Here is a 19,593-nt window from a genome sequence, read left to right as displayed (position 1 = left end):
TATCGTATACAGCTGCTTAATAACAAGTTTCACGGCACTTGTTGAATTAGGCCACATTAGTGTCTCGGGTACTGCACTAAGCGTGGCGGAATATTAAGGGGAGGGCTGGTAAGCTGTTAGTTGTTTCAGTTTAGCGGGTAATTATGATGATATTTTGCAATCTTTATCAATCATAAAAACGGTGGTTTTATTAGAAGAGGAAGTGATTATCTTTATGGGGAACTGTTCTTTTGATAAGCTTAAATTAACTTGTGAATTTTTATCGATGCTGGTTGTGAATTGATTGCTGGTCTTTGAGGTTAGATTAATTGTGTGATAATTATCATCTTGGTTAATAATCACCAGGTGAATACTATTACCGACATTCTGACAAAGAATATTCATTTCTTTAGCCTCTCGTTTTATGTCATTTGGTTTTATTCTCAATTGCTCTTTACTATGCAATGTTTGTGGTAGTTGTAATGCGAATAAAAAAATAGCGGCACTAAACGCCGCTGATTTTTTACGATTGACTAAATAAGTCACTGTTCTTTAATTTTGTACAACGATAGCACTGTTGTTGTTACTGTAGTTCGCTGTGATTGTTGAACTATCATTATTATTTTGCGTCACATCAATCATGTTATAGTTTGAGTGATATAGAGATACTTTAGCTGTTGCATCATGCCCTATTTGTTCGATATCGACGTCATTATCACTACCGTGAGAGACATCAACTTTCGCTAAATTATCATAACCATCTTGCTCGATATCAACCGTATTATGAGCACCGTGAGTAATATCAACTTTGGCTGTATTATCATGACCCTCTTGGCCGATATTTACGTTGTTATCAAGGCCGAGAGAGATATCAACTTTCGCTAAATTGTCATCACCATCTTGAGCGATATTCACATTATTACCAAGACCACCTGAAATATCAACTTTCGCTAAATTGTCATCACCATCTTGAGCGATATCGACGGTATTATACGCACCATAGTGAATATCAACTTTCGCTGTATTATAATCACCATCTTGTGCTATACCGACATCATTGAAACCAGCTACACTGAGATATACTTTAGCTTTGTTTTCGTCACCATCCTGTGCGATAACTACCTTATTTTCTAAACCATAGTGAATCCCAACTTTCGCTTTGTTATCATCTGAATGATTGGCTACACTGGTTTTAACTTTATTATAAGCACCTTTTTCAATTTCAATATTTAATCGGTTATCGTCAGCGCCACGACCAAATGTACTCTTGGTGGTATTGTGATCTGAACTACCCCAAGGTGTTGTACCATGAATTTTTACTTTTGCCGTATTACGATCTGCATTTCTTTCTAACGTGATTTTTGATTTATTTTCATCGCCTTTTTGAACTATTTTTAATTTATTATGCTTTGATTTACCACCATTGAGTGCGATATTGGCTTTGTTATCATCACCGATTTGCTTAACACGTAGTTTATTACGATTACTTCTTTTTCCAGCTTCACCATTGATAGCAGTCTTAGAGACATTTCTTTCACCTGTTTGTAATATATCGATTTTATTATGATTACCATAGGTGATGGTCTCTTTAGCTTTATTGCCATTGGCGAGCGCTGCACCGCCGGTATTTTGTGTTACGGTCACGTCATTGTTGTTTGCATTTTGAAAAATCATGGTGTCGACATTGCCAGCGAAAGAAGCGCCAGAGATAAGAGCTGAAGAAACTGCGATTGCGATTGTTAATTTTTTCATGGTAATTCCCTTAATGATCTTATATGTTGATTAAAAAGTATTGTTGATAATAATACGCCCACGCCCGGTTTGGTTTACCGAAAAATCACGCGAGTTATTCGTTGTATCTTTAATAAAAGCCAGGTTGTTATTACCAGACTGATTTATCGTACCTTTATGTTGCGCATTACCACCTTGAATATGTACTGCAACATTACGATGACCGTGTTGGATAATGGCACTTTCATGCCCTTGACCTCGTTGAACCGTTTTAGCAATGTTGAAGCGACCACTTTGATCGATATAAGCGCTGTTATTACTACCGTCTTGTACTATTTTTGCTTTATTTTTTATACCGCTCAGTTGGATATGTGCTTTATTACCTAATCCACCATCGCGACTTTGTAAAACTTTTACTTTAGAGAGATAAGCACCATCAAATTCAATATTTGAATAGTTACCACTTGGCGCTAACTCTGATAAAGCGGCTAACTCTGGCGGCGGTTCGTAGGGACTCCCCCCCGCAAATACATAACTAGAAAGTGTTAATAAGCAACAAATGCTTATATTCTTTACCTTTAATAGCCTTGCCATATCAGTACCCTTATGACCTTGTTTTTGTTAAAGCAACATGTTGTTACTTGGATTAAGTATTGGATTGTTAGGGGGTTCAACCATCAACTTTACGATGAGATTATTAATGTTTATGTTAATTTTAAAGGGTTAATTCGGCTTATTATTGGCCATCTATTTGGATTAGAAACAGTTAAAAAGCTAATGCTAAAGTTTATTTTTTGGCTGGGATTGAATCGATGCTGGGATATATGTCTTTGTTTCTATAATAAAAAGGCAACTGCAGTCTATATTGCTTAATATCGGCGACGTTACGATGGGAGGATAAGTCGTTTAATCGTTTAAGATCACGCTTTAGAGGTAAAAATGAAAACCTTAAGGGGAATTCTATACAAACGACTGTGCCGCCGTCGATAATCATTTACTCTATGATTAATCATATCTTGTTTGTTCTAATCATTAAGGAAATACACTTATGAATAATGCTATTGATATACTACTAACCCCGTGGCTTTGGATAACGATTGTGGTCATTTTCACCATCCAAAGAAGCGTATTATTTATTCCGCAAAATAGAGGTTACGTGATTTATACCTTTGGACGCTATAGCGGTACATTACAAGCTGGTCTTAATTTTATCGTTCCTTTTATTCAACGAGTCGCTGCAGATCGTAACTTAAAAGAACAGTCATTAGATATCTCTTCACAGCTGGCGATTACTAAAGACAACATAACCTTGGAACTTGATGGTATTTTATTCATGAAAGTGGTTGATGCGGCAGCGGCGACGAATAACATCACTGATTATAAATTAGCGGTAGTACAGCTAGCGACGACAACAATGCGTAATGCCATTGGTTCAATGGAACTCGATCAGTGTTTTCAGAATCGAGATAACATTAACGCCTCTATCTTAGCGTCAATGACTGAAGCGACTCAACCTTGGGGTGTGCAGGTGACTCGTTATGAGATCAAAGATATTACCCCACCGATTTCAATTAAAGAAGACATGGAAAAACAAATGGCCGCAGAACGTGAAAAACGTTCTGTTATCCTTACCGCTGAAGGTGTTAAGACGGCAGCTATCACGCAAGCAGAAGGTTTGAAACAAGCGCGTGTTTTAGATGCTGAAGCCGCTAAAGCGGAGCAAGTACTCGCGGCTGAAGCAAGTAAAGAGTCACAAATATTAGAAGCCACGGGTAAAGCTGAGGCGATTAGATTAGTGGCAGATGCAGATTCTTCAGCATTACATGTTGTTGGTGCGGTTGCTATTACGGGAGAGGGTCAGCAAGCGGTACGCTTAAAACTCGCACAAGATGCTATTGCAGCACACAAAGCGATCGCAGCTGAAGGTTCGGTCATTTTAACGGACGGTAAAACCAGTGAGAATATCGGTAATACGGTTGCTCAAGCTATTGCTGTTTCAAGTGCACTAAAGTTATCTGAATAGTGAGGCTATTTTCCATCATGGAGTTTACTAAATGGATACATTAATGGATTACTTACAGAACAATCATGACCAATTGCTTTATGTGATTGGCGCGCTTGCCTTGATTATTGAGTTGAGTGTGACTGGGTTAAGCGGGCCATTATTGTTTTTTGGTCTTAGTTGCCTGCTCACTGGGTTATTGGTGAGTATTGGCGTTATCCAAGGCTGGGAGTTTGAAATATTATCGGTTGGCTTATTGTCTGCTGTGGTGGCGCTATTATTATGGAAGCCACTTAAACAATTTCAGGGCAATCGTGTCGTGCAAGATACTAGCAGCGATATGATTGGCCAAACCGTACCGGTGAGTGAAGTGATCACTATTAACGGTGGTAAGGTTCGCCATTCTGGTATTAATTGGAATGCCCGTTTAAGTGAATCAGCGACGGTTAGTTCTATCGCTGTTGATTTACGAGTAAAAATTGTCGCGGTGGATGGCAATGTTTTAATTGTCGAATAACCAATGAATAAATAGCGCTGAGCAAATAGTACTGTCGATATAACAAATGGTATTGTCTGCATAGAAAATAGGTGGCTGAGTAAATACTTGACTAATTTATCAGCTGCCTAACTCATCGGAGCAGATCAGGTGCTCAACACACAGTTCATAAAATGCTTGGGCTTGCGGTGAGATAGTATGCTCAGCCAAACGAAAAATACCCATCTTGCGTTCTAACGGCGGGTCAAGCAAAGGTAACCACACGAGATCAGTTTCATTACTGGGAAAAGCCAATTTTGGTAGTGTGGTTATACCAATACCCAGTTTTAATACTGAAAATAATGACGTGATATTCTCAACGGAGTAGAGTGCCTTATCAATAAGAACCCTTGCTGGCGTAGGTTCAAGTAGGGTACAAGTACCATTATGAATAAAGGGTTGATCTAATAACGCCTGCCATTCAATACCATTCATATTATTCGCGATTGGATTATCCTTTAAACATACCACACCGATAGGATCTGAAATCAGCGGTGTAAAATCCACTGTATCAGCATCTAAATTAGCACAATTCCCGAGTGCTAAATCGACTTCGCCTGACACTAATCTTGCTTCAACACCGGCGGCATTGTCATCAATTAAGCTGACTTCAACGTTGGGGTACTCCTTACAAAATCGCCCGAGTACATTAGGGATCAATTTTGCTGCGACAGAGGGCACACTTGCGATGCGTACGCGCCCTTGTTGACCTGCTGCTGCGGCACGTAGGTCGTTGTCTAAGGTTTTGTAAATTTGTAGAAACTGGGTGATCTTGGGTAAACATATTTGCCCAAAAGGGGTGAGCGTTGATTTATTTCCAGGTTCAAATAGCGGCTGCTCTAATGTACGTTCAAGTTCTTTGATAGAGGTTGATAGTGCAGCCTGAGAGCGATTTGCTCTGCTTGCTGCAGCGCGAAACCCGCCATCTTCGACGACTAAAACAAAATGTCGTAGTTGTTGTATTTTAATATCCATATTTAATCATCCATGCAACATATAGTGGTAAAAATGTTTGTTCATAAATAAACATATCGTTGTAAAAAGTATGTAGTGATCACGCTTTTACGGGGTGATAAATTTTACTTATCAATTGAACAGAATTTACCGTTAGATTTATCAGGAGTCAACTGGCAATATTCACAACATCGAAACAAAGCTGTTACAAAATGGATGTGAACATGACAACTCAAAGCTACCCTGTAAAAACCGAATTATTTGCGTCTAAAGCGCCACTTGAATGGGCGATTGTAAATAATGGCACTTTATATACAGCGCAGATCCCGATTGATCAAACAGGCGCTGTTGTTGCGGGTGGCATTGAAGCGCAAACTCGCCAAACCTTTGATAATCTAGTTCACACATTAGAATGTGCTGGTGAATCTCTTAATTCAGTACTGCAAGTCTTAATCTATGTCACTGACCGCGAGTATCTCGCCACTGTTAATAAGGTATATGCAGAATACTTTGATGCGCCTTATCCAAATCGCGCAGCAATGATCGTTGCTGGTCTTGCACGTGAAGAAATGCTAGTTGAGTTCGTTGTCTACGCTGCTGTCAGTGAATAATTAACGTTCTTTAATTTAAATAAAGCAAAATAAGTCAATATTTATAACGGTATAAACCCGAACTATACTAACGAATATGATCTATTTATAACTAATTCAATCTTACTTAACGTATCGCCGAAACAAGGAAAGTCGTATGACAACTCAAACACAGCGTATTCAAGCAGAAAACTCACTTTATATTGGCGGCGAATGGCAAACAGGTGTAAGTACTGTTGCCAATATTAATCCGTCTGATATTAGTCAAAATTTAGGTAACTTCGCCCAAGCGGATACGGCGCAAGTGCACCAAGCTATCTCAGCGGCAAAACATGCCCAGCCAACATGGGAAAAAACGCCACTAGAACAAAAGCAAGCTGTGCTACAAGGCATTGGTGATGAGTTGATCGCACGTTGTGATGAACTGGGTCGCTTACTATCAAGTGAAGAGGGGAAGCCCTTTTTAGAAGGTCGTGGTGAGATTTATCGTGCGGGTCAATTCTTTCAGTATTTTGCTGCCGAGGTGCTACGTCAAATTGGCGATAGCGCAGCCTCTGTTAGACCTGGTGTGTCAGTTGAAGTAACACGTGAAGCTGTGGGTGTTGTCGCTATTATTTCGCCGTGGAATTTCCCTACGGCGACTGCAGCATGGAAAATTGCTCCTGCTTTAGCGTTTGGTAATAGTGTTATATGGAAACCAGCAAATCTAACACCAGCAAGTGCTGTGGCATTAACAGAGATTATTCACCGTCAAGGCCTACCAGCAGGTACGTTTAACCTAGTGCTTGGTAGTGGTTCGGAAGTGGGTAATGTATTAATTAATTCAACCGAAGTGAATGGCGTTAGTTTTACCGGTTCTGTTGATACCGGTCGAAAGATTGCAGCTGCTACAGCGCCTAATTTTGTGCGTTGCCAGTTAGAAATGGGCAGTAAAAATGCCTTGATCGTGGCGGATGATGCCGATATTAATATCGCCGTTGAAGCGACGATTGCGGGCTCATTCTCTGGTGCAGGACAGAAATGTACCGCATCTTCTCGCCTAGTAGTCATGGATGGTATTCATGATGCGTACGTTGAAGCGCTGATTAAACGCATGAGCGAACTGAAAGTGGGTCATGCCCTTAAAGACGGTGTATTTATGGGACCTGTTGTTGATGGTAAGCAGCTAGATGCGAACTTTGATTGGATCGATACGGCACGCCAAAGTGGTGGTGAACTGGCATTTGGTGGTGAACGTTTGAACCTAGAACATGAAGGTTTCTATATGTCGCCTACGCTGTTTATTAATACCAAAAATGATTGGTCGGTGAATCAGGAAGAAGTATTTGCGCCGATGGCGAGTGTTATTCGTGTTGCTGATTTAGAAGAGGCGATTGCAACAACAAACGATACCCGCTTTGGCTTAACCAGCGGTATTATCACTCAGAGCCTACGTACAAGCACACTGTTTAAACAACAAGCGCAAACAGGTTGTGTGATGGTTAACTTGCCAACCGCTGGTACTGATTACCATGTCCCGTTTGGTGGCCGTAAAGAATCAAGCTTTGGTCCTCGTGAACAAGGCCAGTATGCAAAAGAATTCTACACTGTGGTGAAAACGGCTTATCAACGCGCTTATTAAGCGGTTTTTAAAACTGTGCTGAAAGCGGTTATGAAACCGTTGTACAGCACAGTGAAGTGAATGAACGTCAGATGAGTAATTAGGAGTCGGTATGTATAGCCAAAGGATTGTGATTGATGGGTTGCAGTATTGCAATTGGGATCGAGAGTACTTCCAGACATTGAAAAACAGTGGTATTACCGCTGTTCACGCAACGATTGTTTATCACGAAACAGCGCGTGAAACGTTAAGCCGTTTTGCGGAGTGGAATTTAAGGTTTGAACAAAATGCGGACTTGATCATGCCTATTCATTCTGTTGCTGATATAGAAAAGGCCAAAGCGCTCGGTAAAGTGGGTATTTTCTTTGGCGCACAAAACTGCTCATCAATTGATGATGAAATCGGTTTAATTGAAGTAATGCGTCAACAAGGTTTGCTTATTATGCAGCTGACTTATAACAATCAAAGCCTACTGGCAACTGGGTGTTATGAGAAAAATGATAATGGGATTACCCGTTTTGGTAAGCAAGCAATTGCAGAGATGAATCGTGTTGGCATGATCATCGATATGTCACATAGCGCAGAGCGATCTACACTTGAAGCGATTGATTTATCGTCACGACCTATTTGTATTAGTCATGCTAACCCGACGTTTGCGTTTGAGGCACTGCGTAACAAATCGGATACGGTGATTAAGTCATTAGCGGCACGTGGTGGATTGTTAGGGTTCAGCTTATATCCATTTCATTTACCAAATGGCAGCCAATGCAGCTTAGATGACTTTTGTCAGATGGTGGCTAAAACGGCTGATATGGTGGGGGTTGAACACTTAGGGATTGGTAGTGACTTATGTCTAAACCAACCACAAGCAGTATTGGAATGGATGCGTAATGGTCGCTGGTCTAAAGCGATGGATTACGGTGAAGGTTCGGCAAACAATTCAGGGTGGCCTGATTCATTGCCTTGGTTCTGCGGTAGCGCAGGTATGGAGAATATTTATAACGGATTAATACGCTACGGATTTTCAGAATCTGAAGCGGGGCAAGTATTAGGCGAAAATTGGTTTAACTTTTTAAAGCAAGGATTAGAGCCTATTTCGTAAGTCGTTACGACACATAGAACGTCAGTCCATTATTATAAATCGAGAGGACTGGCGTAAACACACCTTTGCAGTTGCAAAGCATACCTCTGGAGTCAGAGCATGTCAGATTTAACTAAAAGCGCGAAAGCGGCGAGCTTAGATAATGATAATAATTCTACAGCGGATAAATTGGGTTTTAGTAATCCCGCTTTTTGGTATAGCGGCAGTTTTCTTGCCTTGTTTGTACTATTAGCGTTATACGATGAAGTATTGTTATCAAGTCTTGTTAATACGGGATTCTCATGGGCTGTTACAGTCTTCGGTCCTTATTGGCAGGTATTGTTGCTATTAACTTTTTTGATTGGTATCGCGTTAGCCGCTGGTCGTACAGGTAAAGTTGTTTTAGGTGCATTACCTAAACCTGAAATGGATGGCTTTCGTTGGATGGCTATTATCTTTTGTACATTACTTGCTGGTGGTGGTGTGTTCTGGGCTGCAGCTGAGCCGATAGCACATTTTGTTAACCCGCCACCTCTGTATGGTGCTCAAGAAAACATTCAACAAACGGCGGTTAATGCTTTATCACAATCGTTCATGCATTGGGGTTTTCTGGCTTGGGCTATTGTCGGTAGCCTTACTTCTATCGTAGTAATGCACCTGCATTATGATAAAGGCTTACCGCTAAAACCGCGTATCCTACTTTATCCTGTGTTTGGTAAACGCGTATTAACCGGGCACACTGGCGCGTTGATTGATGCTTGTTGTATTGTTGCTGTTGCGGCTGGGACTATCGGTCCGATTGGTTTCCTTGGTCTACAGGTGAGCTACGCATTAAACGTTTTGTTTGAGATCCCAGACGGATTTACTACGCAGCTTATCATCGTTTTATTTGCCATTGCTTTATATACCATTTCGGCATTGAGTGGCTTGAATCGAGGCATGCAAATGCTGAGCCGTTACAACGTTGTTTTAGCGTGTTTATTGATGGCTTACATTCTTATTTTTGGTCCAACTAACTTTATATTTAATGGCTATATCCAAGGTGTGGGTAGCATGGTTGATAACTTCATCCCGATGGCAACATACCGTGGCGATGAAGGTTGGTTGAGCTGGTGGACCGTATTCTTCTGGGGGTGGTTCTTGGGTTATGGCCCGATGATGGCAATCTTTATTGCACGTATCTCACGTGGTCGAACGATTCGTCAATTGGTTTCTACGATCAGTATTATTGCACCACTGACTACCTGTTTCTGGTTCACGATTGTCGGTGGTTCAGGTTTAGCATTTGAAATCGCCAATCCGGGGTCTGTGAGTTCTGCATTTGAGGGCTTTAACTTACCTGGTGCACTGTTGGCTGTAACGTCGCAGTTACCATTTCCGATGATTACGTCTGTACTGTTTCTTATCCTAACGACGATCTTTATCGTGACGACGGGTGACTCGATGACTTACACCATTAGTGTGGTGATCAGTGGTGAAGAAGAACCAAATGCCTTTATTCGTACATTCTGGGGTGTGGTGATGGGGATCACTGCGTTGGTGCTTATTTCACTGGGATCGGGAGGGATATCCGCACTGCAATCGTTCATTGTTATCACTGCAGTACCGGTTTCTTTAATCTTATTACCTTCGCTCTGGAATGCACCACAAATCGCGATTCAGATGGCGAAAGATCAAGGTTTATAGCACGTATTAATAGTCAGTCGATTGATTGACTGACCATTAATAACTATGTGAAGCAGGGCGGTTAGCAAGCCGCCTAATTAAAATTTTTATATTTACAATGGAAGTTAATAATATGGATGCTCGTCCTTCAACTTGCGGTGGCACTTATATGCGTGATCCTGTAACCGTTATGGCGCCAGAAAGACTTGGTGCAATGCATCAAAACCGGATTAGCTTTGTGCGCTCTTTAATTCGTAAAATGGCACAACAAAAATGGCAAGTGACTAAGCACGACTGGCAGTTGTCAGCAGAAGGCTTTGGTCATGTGATTTACAAACTGACAACACTGAATCATATTTATCACTTAGTTATTTTTTGTGATGAAATTGCCGATGAAGATCGTAATGATCGTGTTATTGCTGAAAAGTGGGACGTAACGTTCGCCCTGGTTTATGGCGATGTTGATGTTGATTTATTGAGTCGCTTACGCACTAACGTGCCGTTGCAAGAAGCTGGACGAAATCCAAATAAAGTATTGGTATTGGCAAGAGCGAACAAAAGTGTGCGGGTGTTTGAACATTTAGTATCACACCTTGCTAAAGGGCAGCAGCCGAATGCCAAAGAACTTGCAGAAGTTGGTTATATCCTGCGAACGACAGCCGTTTACGGTAATGGTAAGTTTGGTATTGCTGATTTTGGCTGGCTGGAAACGACCGAAGACTTTAATCAGTCCTTCAGTGCGCAAATGTGTGCTGTGTATATCTTGCGTGAATTCAGCCTCGACTGGGTGCATTATTTAGCGCAGCAGCAAGGTGGAGATAAAGCGGTTAATTTAGATCTTGGCTTACAACGTTACCTAGGGATCGGTAATGCGACAGGCTTGGGCATGGCACCGTACTTGATCAATCATCCTTGTGTTGTGGATCAATGGTTATCATCACGAGAGTCTGCGTTGACGGCTGTATTAAATGCTGCTGTTGAAGTACATAAATTAGCACCACTACAGCATTTATTACAAAAAGGGCTTTGCCATTTAGAGCAAATCATTACGATTAATGAACATCAAGATGACCTTAATAACACCGCAATAACTGAATTACATGATCTGTTGAGTAATTTAGATTCCTTGCTGATACAAAGCCACTCTTTATTACCGCAAATGAAAACGTGGTCAGAACTAATTGATTATGCCAGTAAATATAGTCTGGAAACGCAAGAAATACTGCTGTCGTGTTTGATGGAGCTCTACCCTGCGTTGGTGGATAACTATGAAACTAAAATGAATTGTGATGAAAGCTTAAACCTACCAAGCGGTAAGCGTATTGAAGATTTATTAGCGGTATTACAAAGTCGCTATCGCTGGGCTATTGAAACTGATTTTAAACAACCAGAAAATAACTATTGGTTCTGGTATCGCTCACAAGACAAAGAAGAGCCACGCTTAGGTGTTCGCGGTGAAGAACCGGGTGAAGATCGTGAATTGCCATTGGATATTGGCCGTCAAGCTAATCGTCTTTATCATGCGCTATTGATCTGTAAACCAAACATGCAATTGGCTGAGTTTTTAGTATTACACCCTCAATATCGTGCCATTTCACGTCGTGTTTGGACGCTAGGGAATAAGCAAATGGGTGAAATACAAATGAATGTATTACATCAAAAATCGTTACCTATGCACCTCTTGCGCTGTAAGTTAGCGGTGCTGGGTGCAACTAAATTTGACCCTCGCTCTGAACGTTGGGTACGTGTTACTTTTTTCCAAGGCGCACCGTTACTTAACGAACTCCATGATGGAGAGTGGTTGTTTCCGTTATTACCAAGTAATGCCTTAAATCAAGCTGTACTCGAAGGGGAAGTATCATGATCGTTTCACATAATGAATTAGTCTCGGTGGTTAATAAAGCCTTTTTAGGGATGCGTCGTAGCTGTGGTGAAGCCGATGTGATAGCCAATATGGTTGCTGGTTTACAGATTGTTGGATTAAATGGTATCGGCCACTTTAACAACGCGGCGCAGTTTTTAACGGCGGAAAAAGATTCCCCTGTTGATATCTTTATTACTAATGAAGGTGGACTGGTTGTTGATTTACACGGTTGTAGCTTAGCTTGTCACCTACCAGTTGTGATCGATTACGCGCTTGAAAAAATGGTCGGTAAAAAGCACCTGACGATTGAATTGAAAAATTGTCATAACCGCTGGCTTGCGTATAACGAATTGGTGAAACTAGCGGCGAAAGGGTTGGCGTGTAAAGCGCAGTGGAATAATGGTTCGTCACCACAAAATACCCTGTATATTTTGAATCAAGGGTGTGTGTCACCGGAACTGTTTCTATCTGACCATCTCGATCTAGCAGGCCGAACATTACATGATATGACCATTCAATTATCAGTGAAAAATTTTGATATTGCCGGTTACTCAGCTGGTTACACAAAGCACATTAAGTCTTCAGCGCTAAATAATGCACAACGTGATACCTGGTACGAGGGTATTTCAGTGGATGATGAGGAATGGGAAGTATTGAAACGCACGGCGACGGCACTCTTGGTTGAAAATAGTGAGCAGTCAGTTAAAGGCGCTGGCGAACTTGTTTAAGTGCCGAGTTTACAGTTTCTACTCACAGCGACGAGGTAATTGATTAACTTCAACACTCGGTGATAGCTGTTTGTAAACGTTAAGTATATCCATTAAGCAGTGGTCAAATGCGGCCACTACACTGGGGTCAAATTTACTACCTGATAATGTGTGGATCCGGGTTATTGCGACTTCAATTGGGATTGCTTTTTTATAGCAGCGCGGATGGATCATGGTATCAAAGGTATCTACAACGGCAACAATACGCGCCGATAATGGGATGCCATGATGTTGCAGCTGATTAGGGTAACCAGTGCCATCCCAATGTTCGTGTAAGGTCAAGGCAATATCGTGCGCGAGTTGCAGTGTTACTGATTCCGCATCTTGTAAAATCTTAGCTCCGATCACTGGAGCGGTTTTCATCATGATCCACTCTTGCATTGTTAGCGGGGCTGGCTTGGATAAAATCTGTTCTGGAATACCTATCTTACCTAAATCATGTAATTTTGCCGCAGCGCATAATTCTTTGGTTTTGTCTTTTGACATCCCCATGCTTAAACCAATTAATTCACAATAGCGTGATACGCGACGAATATGGTTTGGCGATGAATCATTCTTGTATTCAGCTGCCAGTCCGAGTCGTGTAATGGTTTCGACATTGGTTTTTTCTAACATCAAATGTAATTGTTGATTTTCTTTACGGGATGCAATCAAGCTATCAATCATATTGTTAAAGGCGTATTGGGTTTGTTGTAATTCCACAAAACTTGATTCGGTGACATTGGTTTTGATGAATTGACCACAGCGTATGTTCTCGGCAATCATTTTAATTTTGCGCAATGAATCCGTAATGTGATTGATGAAAAAGCAAGAGCTAAGACAGGCAAAAATGCTGATGACTAAGCCAAACAAAATGTTCAATTTTTGATTGGTGATGAGCTCACTGAGAAAAAACTGTTCAGGCATGTAGACCGCAATGATCCAAGGCCATTCATGATGAGTGAATTCTTTAAACAAACCATGATATTGATTATTATCGAAACTAAAGGCCACCGCTGTTGCTGAACCTCCGGTTGAAAATAGCTGTGTTTCTTCTTGTAAAGCCTGCCAAGCGGTTAATGCTATTGGGTTGTTGATTTCATTTATGCGCGGGAATCGTAGGCTTTCACTGGCGGTATCTTGGATTATTTTTTGATCAGGATAAGCGATAATTTCACCGAGGCGGTTTGTAACGAAAGCCGTGCTGTTATCACCGAGATCCAGATTGTCGAAAAAAGAGGAGATAGTAGCGAGTGATACGTCGACGCCAATAACACCTATTAATTGTTTATCTTTGTTATAAACGGGCATTGAACTGGTAATACCGGGTTTACGTGAAGAAAAGAATACATAGGGGTCTGTCCACGATAAAGCGCCATTATCTAGCGCTTTATTAAACCAAATACGATCGCGTGGATCGTAGGATTCTTGCTGTATATTCTTGACTGAAAGCTGGGTGAAAATATTATCATGGGTGAATAACTGCGATGATGTTAATGTGTCTTTGTTATCAAACACGATGAATTTACGTGAAAATAATGGTTCTTTGAATCCTTGCTCCCGCTGCACATGTACAAAGGTACCTTGAGTGTTCGCGAAGTAGATACCTGAGATATGCGAGGATTGTTTGAGCTGTTGAAAAAAATATAAACTGAGATCTTCGGGGCGGTTTATCGACAATACATCCGCGCTTAATAATTCACTGCTTAGTAGTGTAGTGGCTTCTGCGATATTCATAAAACGCTTTGAGTTGTTAATAATATTATCTGCATAATCAATCATTAACTTATGGGCGTGAGCATTAAATGAGCGCTGGTTAGAGACGTAACTGGACACAAGCAGTGTGGTTAATGTGACAAATTGCAGTAGGATCACACCACTAATCAGGGCTTTTTTTATGGTAATACGCAATGGTAATTCATCCTTGAATTATGCATAATATATTGACTTGAGCACTATTATTAACATCGCAAATTAATGGAGTCAAGTGTACTTAACTTATTAACTTCGATAGTTATTTAGTGTATAAATCACTTCTTCTGACTGACGTAAGGCCCTTAATTGGGTAAACAAGTCAACCGCTTCAGGATACTGCTTACGTAGGTAGCTAAACCATTGTTTTATTCTGTTTGGTAGATACTTCTCTTTATCGCCTCGAATCTCTAATTGGCAGTAATTTTGTAATAAAGTCACGACATCCGTCCAAGGCATAGGTGCTTGATTGTATTTAACCACAGAGCCTAGGTTGGGTAAGTTTAAGGCTCCGCGACCTACCATGAGATCTTCACAACCAGTCACCGCTAAGCAACGTTGACCATCTTCATAATTCCAGATCTCACCATTGGCAATAACAGGAATTGATACATGTTGTTTAATGTCGGCAATGGCTTCCCAATTGATTGCAGCAGCGCGGTAACCATCGGCTTTTGTACGCCCATGTACCGTTAGTTCATTCGCGCCTGCTTGTTGTACTGCATCGGCAATTTCTAACTTTTGGTTACTGTCTTCCCAACCGAGACGGATCTTAGCGCTAACGGTGTGCTCTGACGATACCGCTTCTCGTACTTGTTTGACTATTTGGTACACAAGTTCAGGCTCTCGGAGACACGCTGCACCACCAGACGATTTATTGACTTGTTTTGCTGGGCAACCAAAATTGATATCTAAACCGTGAGAGCCTAGTTCAATTGCACGCACGGCATTTTCTGCCATCCATTGTGGGTGCTGACCTAATAATTGAATGCGAACGGGCGTACCTGCTTGAGTTCGGCAACCATTATTTAGTTCGGCGCAATAACGATAAAAAATCTTTTCTGGTAATAGCTGTTCAACAACTCGAATAAATTCGGTTACGCACAAATCGTAACTGCCTTGCGCTGTGAGTAACTCGCGCATCAAATTGTCAACAACGCCCTCCATTGGGGCTAAAACTACGCGCATATGATGGTCCTGCGTTGGCAAAATGAGCGATTAAAACAGAATTAACCATAATTGCCAAATATATCGTATAATAATTTCTTCAAAAGGGCGTTAATCTTAATACTCGCTTGCATATCAACAAGCAGTTACATAAAATTTATCCCCATTATTATTCTTATATATTGAGCACATGTTTTATACCCAAGTTATTTGGTGATATGACAGTTCGCTCATCAAATTAGCAGGTTAAAGCATGAACCAAGATACACTCGGGTTTATTAAAGACAGTATTAAATCGATTCCAGATTACCCAAAAGCGGGGATTATTTTCCGTGACGTAACAAGTCTTGTTGAAAATGGTCCAGCATTCGCTGCGACAATCGATTTACTTGCTGAGCGTTTTAAAGATGCTGGTTTTACTAAAATTGCAGGTACTGAAGCGCGCGGCTTTATTTTTGGTGCGCCACTTGCTAAAGCATTAGGTTTAGGTTTTATTCTTGTGCGTAAGCCGAATAAACTACCACGTAAAACTATCGAACAAAGCTACGAGCTTGAGTACGGTACTGATACGTTACAAATTCACGTTGATGCTGTTGATGCTGGCGATAAAGTACTTATCGTAGACGATCTATTAGCAACTGGTGGCACTGTAGCCGCAACTGTTTCACTGATTCGCCAGCTTGGTGGTATTGTTGAAAATGCGGCCTTTGTTATCTCACTACCTGATCTAGGTGGTGAAACTGTATTGAACAATCTTAATGTTAATATTACTAAATTAGTGGATTTTGACGGCGAGTAATTCGTTGTTACATTCATCATCGTAATAATCGTTCTTAGCTGGTGGCCGACTGCCAGCTATTTTCAGTCCCGAGCATGTTAGTGCTTCTCAATATTAAGTAATCGTTGAACTGTTATGAGTTATCAAGTTTTAGCGCGTAAATGGCGCCCGCATAATTTTCAGCAAGTTGTTGGTCAACAACACGTGCTGACCGCTTTAGTTAATGCGCTAGAGCAAGACCGTTTACACCATGCTTATTTGCTCAGTGGCACGCGCGGTGTTGGTAAAACAACGATCGCCCGTATTTTAGCGAAAAGCTTAAACTGCGAGAAAGGCATCACCAGTAAACCTTGTGGTGAATGTTCAACGTGTGTCGAGATTGATCAGGGCTCTTATGTCGATCTACTCGAAATCGATGCGGCATCACGAACGAAAGTTGAAGATACGCGTGAACTACTTGATAACGTACAGTATAAGCCAGCTCGTGGCCGCTTTAAGGTGTACTTAATCGATGAAGTACACATGCTTTCTAAGCACAGTTTTAACGCGTTATTAAAAACGTTAGAAGAACCACCTGAATATGTGAAGTTCTTACTGGCGACGACGGATCCACAAAAACTGCCGATTACCATTTTATCGCGTTGTCTGCAGTTCCATTTAAAAGTATTAACGCCAGAGCAGATTTCTCAGCAGTTAGTGCATATCTTATCGCGTGAACATTGTAAGTACGAATTGTCAGCATTAAATTCAATTGCTAAAGCGGCTGATGGCAGTATGCGTGATGCGTTGAGCTTAACGGATCAAGCGTTGTCACATGGTGCGGGTGAAGTGTTACATCAAACCGTATTAGATATGCTGGGGACGCTAGATCACAGTCATATGCTGCAGCTATTGCGCCTTATTGTCACTGGTGATGCAAATAGCTGTATGGCTAAAATTGCCGAGGTTAGTTCGTTAGGACCTGATTTTGACCAATTGCATATAGAGCTAGCAAGTTTGTTACACCGCATTGCGATGGCACAAATTTTACCGTCATCAGTGGTGGACTCTGAGCATGCAGATAAAGTGAAAGCCTTGTGCGATGAAATGTCACCTGAAGATGTGCAGCTGTATTATCAAATTACTTTAACAGGTCGCAAAGAGTTACCGCTTGCACCGGATCCACGTAGTGCGTTAGAAATGACGATATTACGTATGCTTGCATTTCGTCCACAGGGACGCTTACAAGCACCGGAAAGAGATGTGACGCCAGCAGCTGTGGCAATACCTGTGATGACTGAAACTGTCGTGGCTGCACCGGTTGCGCAAGCACCAGTTTCTGAAGTACTTGAAACGCCTCCAATACAAGCACAAGCTTCCGCTCCTGAACCTGCAGCATTGCAACAAGCGCCGCAGCAAATTCAACAGCTTGCTCCACAGCAACAAGTTCATCAACAAGTACAATCAGTCGCAGTACCAGAACAAGCAGATGACGCGGTGATTAATTTAAACCTAGAGCAAAATGAGCTATTACAAGCTGCGCAAGCGATGGGGCATGTCGAACCACAAACTGCAGAGCCGCCACATTATGCTGCTCCGCAAAATAGTGCGGCACCAGAATATGCTCCGCAGCCAATGAATAACGCGCCTGTACAGGCTGCACCAATTCAACAAGAACAAGTACAAAGTCAAGTGCCAGCGCAAACATCTGTGCCTGAGAGCGGTGTTGATCAAGGACGTAAAACACGTAACTTTTTACGTAGTCGTTTAGGTACAACTGCAAAAAAGTCGACAGCGGCGAAGAGTGAGCAGGCTCCATCGTCGTATGTACCGCCGAAAAAAGCGGTAGCACCTGTTATCCAGCATACACCAGCGCCGCAGAGTCGTTTTAACACGCCAGCAGCAAGCCAACCTATGCAGCAGCAACAAACACAGCAACAGTCTCCACCGACATGGGACGAGTTACCACCACTTGATTCTTATCAGGACCAAGGTAACTATCCAGACCAAGGACAGTACCAAGGGCAGGGTGGTTATAACAACCAGATGCCAGCGCAAAATTTTGCAGAGCCTGCGGTACGTCAAATTGATCGTTTCAGTCAGGTTAAAGTTGATATTAATGATTTGTCACCGGCTTTTCAGCCGCAAAAATCAGGTAAATCTACAGCGACAGCACCGCTTGATAACAAACTCCGAGATGAAAATGACCCATGGTGTTGTTATATTAATCAGATGAGCTTAGGCGGGCGTGTTCGTCAACTGGCATTGCATAGCGTGATGGAGCAGGAACCTGGTCGAATTACACTGACGATGAATCCAGATCAACGCTACTTTGCAAATGATAAGTCGCGTCAGCAATTAAGCGATGCGTTGCAGCAAGTATTATCTGAGCCAGTTGAATTGGTGATTAATTTTGGTGAAAACCCAAACAAATCAACGCCAGCGCAACTTGAAGAAATAATTTATCAACAACGCTTAGCGAATGCGACTAAAAACTTGTATGATGATAAGTATATTCAGTTCTTTATGAACCGACTCGGCGCTGTCATTGATGATAATTCAATCGTGCCGTTATAGTGCTGTTGTAGTACCGTAATAGTACCGTAATGGCGCCGTTATAATTTTTATAGTGTTGATATCAATCGTTATCAACCTTGATTTTTTTCCAGTGATACCCATATAGTATGGATATTCAATGCGCAACAATCAGTATTCATTTATTGTTGTTCGCGGTAGACAATAGAAAGAGAGTTTAATATGTTTGGTAAAGGCGGAATGGGCGGCTTAATGAAGCAAGCTCAACAAATGCAAGACAAGATGGCTAAAGTACAAGAAGACCTAGCTAACATGGAAGTAGTTGGCGAATCTGGTGCTGGCATGGTTAAAATCACTATGACTGGTAGCCACAACGTGCGTCGTGTACAAATCGACCCAGAATTGATGGAAGATGATAAAGAGATGTTAGAAGATCTTATCGCTGCTGCAATCAACGATGCTGCTCGCCGCGTTGAAGAAGAAAATAAATCAAGAATGGCCGATGTTACTGGCGGTATGAAATTACCACCAGGTATGAAAATGCCTTTCTAGTTCTTTAATTAGAGCATAGCTAATAGATGTTTAATATCGGTTAGCTAAACAATTGCGATAAAATGGCAAGTAACCTTTCTTAA

Annotated in this window: 17 protein-coding genes; 11 read left to right on the top strand and 6 right to left on the bottom strand. The window is 41.5% G+C overall.

Annotated features, from left to right (window positions below; genetic code table 11):
* Positions 1-141: 141 nt before the first annotated feature.
* The 3 genes from FR932_RS10220 to FR932_RS10210 are packed head-to-tail and all read right to left on the bottom strand — an operon-like array spanning position 142 to position 2,304.
* Complete coding sequence (locus tag FR932_RS10220; RefSeq protein ID WP_019440516.1) at positions 142-525, bottom strand: hypothetical protein; 384 nt, start codon at positions 523-525, stop codon at positions 142-144.
* A gap of 6 nt (positions 526-531) precedes the next feature.
* A complete protein-coding gene (locus tag FR932_RS10215) occupies positions 532-1,731 on the bottom strand; it encodes a hypothetical protein (protein WP_019440515.1) in 1,200 nt (399 codons plus the stop codon).
* Positions 1,732-1,761: 30 nt separating this feature from the next.
* Positions 1,762-2,304 carry a hypothetical protein gene (locus tag FR932_RS10210; RefSeq protein WP_019440514.1) on the bottom strand — a complete coding sequence of 181 codons (543 nt, stop codon included), beginning with the start codon at positions 2,302-2,304 and terminating at the stop codon, positions 1,762-1,764.
* 454 nt (positions 2,305-2,758) lie between these two features.
* On the opposite strand from FR932_RS10210, the gene FR932_RS10200 reads away from it, so the two are divergent.
* Positions 2,759-3,733, top strand: a complete 975-nt coding sequence (locus FR932_RS10200) for an SPFH domain-containing protein (RefSeq protein ID WP_019440512.1) — start codon at positions 2,759-2,761, stop codon at positions 3,731-3,733.
* Positions 3,734-3,764: 31 nt separating this feature from the next.
* Positions 3,765-4,229, top strand: a complete 465-nt coding sequence (locus tag FR932_RS10195) for an NfeD family protein (RefSeq protein WP_019440511.1) — start codon at positions 3,765-3,767, stop codon at positions 4,227-4,229.
* Positions 4,230-4,328: 99 nt separating this feature from the next.
* Here FR932_RS10195 and FR932_RS10190 read toward each other — a convergent pair whose 3' ends face one another.
* Entirely contained in the window at positions 4,329-5,222 is an 894-nt protein-coding gene (locus FR932_RS10190; RefSeq protein WP_019440510.1) for a LysR family transcriptional regulator, read from the bottom strand.
* 203 nt (positions 5,223-5,425) lie between these two features.
* Here FR932_RS10190 and FR932_RS10185 point away from each other — a divergent pair, with 203 nt between their 5' ends.
* From FR932_RS10185 to FR932_RS10160, 6 genes are all read left to right on the top strand, one after another.
* Positions 5,426-5,812 (top strand): RidA family protein, encoded by a 387-nt coding sequence (locus FR932_RS10185; protein ID WP_019628852.1) that lies wholly within the window; start codon positions 5,426-5,428, stop codon positions 5,810-5,812.
* A 136-nt stretch (positions 5,813-5,948) separates the two neighbouring features.
* The gene (locus FR932_RS10180; protein ID WP_019440508.1) at positions 5,949-7,412 is read left to right on the top strand and encodes an aldehyde dehydrogenase family protein; all 1,464 of its coding nucleotides are present in this window, start codon (positions 5,949-5,951) and stop codon (positions 7,410-7,412) included.
* Between the two features lie 91 nt (positions 7,413-7,503).
* Positions 7,504-8,493: a membrane dipeptidase gene (locus FR932_RS10175; protein ID WP_019440507.1), complete on the top strand. Its 990-nt coding sequence runs from the start codon at positions 7,504-7,506 to the stop codon at positions 8,491-8,493.
* A gap of 99 nt (positions 8,494-8,592) precedes the next feature.
* Positions 8,593-10,158 (top strand): BCCT family transporter, encoded by a 1,566-nt coding sequence (locus FR932_RS10170; RefSeq protein WP_019440506.1) that lies wholly within the window; start codon positions 8,593-8,595, stop codon positions 10,156-10,158.
* Positions 10,159-10,270: 112 nt separating this feature from the next.
* Positions 10,271-12,001, top strand: a complete 1,731-nt coding sequence (locus FR932_RS10165; protein ID WP_019440505.1) for a hypothetical protein — start codon at positions 10,271-10,273, stop codon at positions 11,999-12,001.
* The gene (locus FR932_RS10160) at positions 11,998-12,729 is read left to right on the top strand and encodes a DUF3726 domain-containing protein (protein WP_019440504.1); all 732 of its coding nucleotides are present in this window, start codon (positions 11,998-12,000) and stop codon (positions 12,727-12,729) included. The genes FR932_RS10165 and FR932_RS10160 overlap by 4 nt, the downstream gene beginning before the upstream one ends.
* An 18-nt stretch (positions 12,730-12,747) precedes the next feature.
* Here the strand turns inward: FR932_RS10160 and FR932_RS10155 are convergent, their stop codons facing one another.
* Together FR932_RS10155 and dusC are read right to left on the bottom strand one after the other, a co-directional pair.
* Positions 12,748-14,658 carry an HD domain-containing phosphohydrolase gene (locus FR932_RS10155; RefSeq protein WP_019440503.1) on the bottom strand — a complete coding sequence of 637 codons (1,911 nt, stop codon included), beginning with the start codon at positions 14,656-14,658 and terminating at the stop codon, positions 12,748-12,750.
* Between the two features lie 90 nt (positions 14,659-14,748).
* Entirely contained in the window at positions 14,749-15,687 is a 939-nt protein-coding gene (gene dusC, locus FR932_RS10150; RefSeq protein WP_019440502.1) for a tRNA dihydrouridine(16) synthase DusC, read from the bottom strand.
* Positions 15,688-15,919: 232 nt separating this feature from the next.
* Between dusC and apt the strand changes: the two genes are divergently transcribed.
* The 3 genes from apt (at position 15,920) to FR932_RS10135 (ending at position 19,510) form a co-directional block, all read left to right on the top strand.
* Positions 15,920-16,465, top strand: a complete 546-nt coding sequence (gene apt, locus FR932_RS10145) for an adenine phosphoribosyltransferase (protein ID WP_019440501.1) — start codon at positions 15,920-15,922, stop codon at positions 16,463-16,465.
* Positions 16,466-16,579: 114 nt separating this feature from the next.
* Positions 16,580-19,000: a DNA polymerase III subunit gamma/tau gene (dnaX, locus tag FR932_RS10140; protein WP_019440500.1), complete on the top strand. Its 2,421-nt coding sequence runs from the start codon at positions 16,580-16,582 to the stop codon at positions 18,998-19,000.
* Between the two features lie 180 nt (positions 19,001-19,180).
* On the top strand, positions 19,181-19,510 hold the full coding sequence (locus FR932_RS10135; protein ID WP_017220587.1) for a YbaB/EbfC family nucleoid-associated protein: 330 nt from the start codon (positions 19,181-19,183) through the stop codon (positions 19,508-19,510).
* Positions 19,511-19,593 lie beyond the last annotated feature (83 nt).

Origin of the sequence: Moritella marina ATCC 15381 (assembly GCF_008931805.1) — a bacterium.
In the GTDB taxonomy this organism is placed as follows: Bacteria; Pseudomonadota; Gammaproteobacteria; order Enterobacterales; family Moritellaceae; genus Moritella; species Moritella marina.
This window is presented reverse-complemented; position numbering and strand designations above follow the sequence as displayed.

Bases quoted from the DNA above. Each gene is read 5' to 3' on its own strand.
- FR932_RS10215 (WP_019440515.1), bottom strand. From the start codon at position 1,731: ATGAAAAAATTAACAATCGCAATCGCAGTTTCTTCAGCTCTTATCTCT.
- FR932_RS10210 (WP_019440514.1), bottom strand. From the start codon at position 2,304: ATGGCAAGGCTATTAAAGGTAAAGAATATAAGCATTTGTTGCTTATTA.
- FR932_RS10200 (WP_019440512.1), top strand. From the start codon at position 2,759: ATGAATAATGCTATTGATATACTACTAACCCCGTGGCTTTGGATAACG.
- FR932_RS10195 (WP_019440511.1), top strand. From the start codon at position 3,765: ATGGATACATTAATGGATTACTTACAGAACAATCATGACCAATTGCTT.
- FR932_RS10190 (WP_019440510.1), bottom strand. From the start codon at position 5,222: ATGGATATTAAAATACAACAACTACGACATTTTGTTTTAGTCGTCGAA.
- FR932_RS10185 (WP_019628852.1), top strand. From the start codon at position 5,426: ATGACAACTCAAAGCTACCCTGTAAAAACCGAATTATTTGCGTCTAAA.
- FR932_RS10180 (WP_019440508.1), top strand. From the start codon at position 5,949: ATGACAACTCAAACACAGCGTATTCAAGCAGAAAACTCACTTTATATT.
- FR932_RS10175 (WP_019440507.1), top strand. From the start codon at position 7,504: ATGTATAGCCAAAGGATTGTGATTGATGGGTTGCAGTATTGCAATTGG.
- FR932_RS10170 (WP_019440506.1), top strand. From the start codon at position 8,593: ATGTCAGATTTAACTAAAAGCGCGAAAGCGGCGAGCTTAGATAATGAT.
- FR932_RS10165 (WP_019440505.1), top strand. From the start codon at position 10,271: ATGGATGCTCGTCCTTCAACTTGCGGTGGCACTTATATGCGTGATCCT.
- FR932_RS10160 (WP_019440504.1), top strand. From the start codon at position 11,998: ATGATCGTTTCACATAATGAATTAGTCTCGGTGGTTAATAAAGCCTTT.
- dusC (WP_019440502.1), bottom strand. From the start codon at position 15,687: ATGCGCGTAGTTTTAGCCCCAATGGAGGGCGTTGTTGACAATTTGATG.
- apt (WP_019440501.1), top strand. From the start codon at position 15,920: ATGAACCAAGATACACTCGGGTTTATTAAAGACAGTATTAAATCGATT.
- dnaX (WP_019440500.1), top strand. From the start codon at position 16,580: ATGAGTTATCAAGTTTTAGCGCGTAAATGGCGCCCGCATAATTTTCAG.
- FR932_RS10135 (WP_017220587.1), top strand. From the start codon at position 19,181: ATGTTTGGTAAAGGCGGAATGGGCGGCTTAATGAAGCAAGCTCAACAA.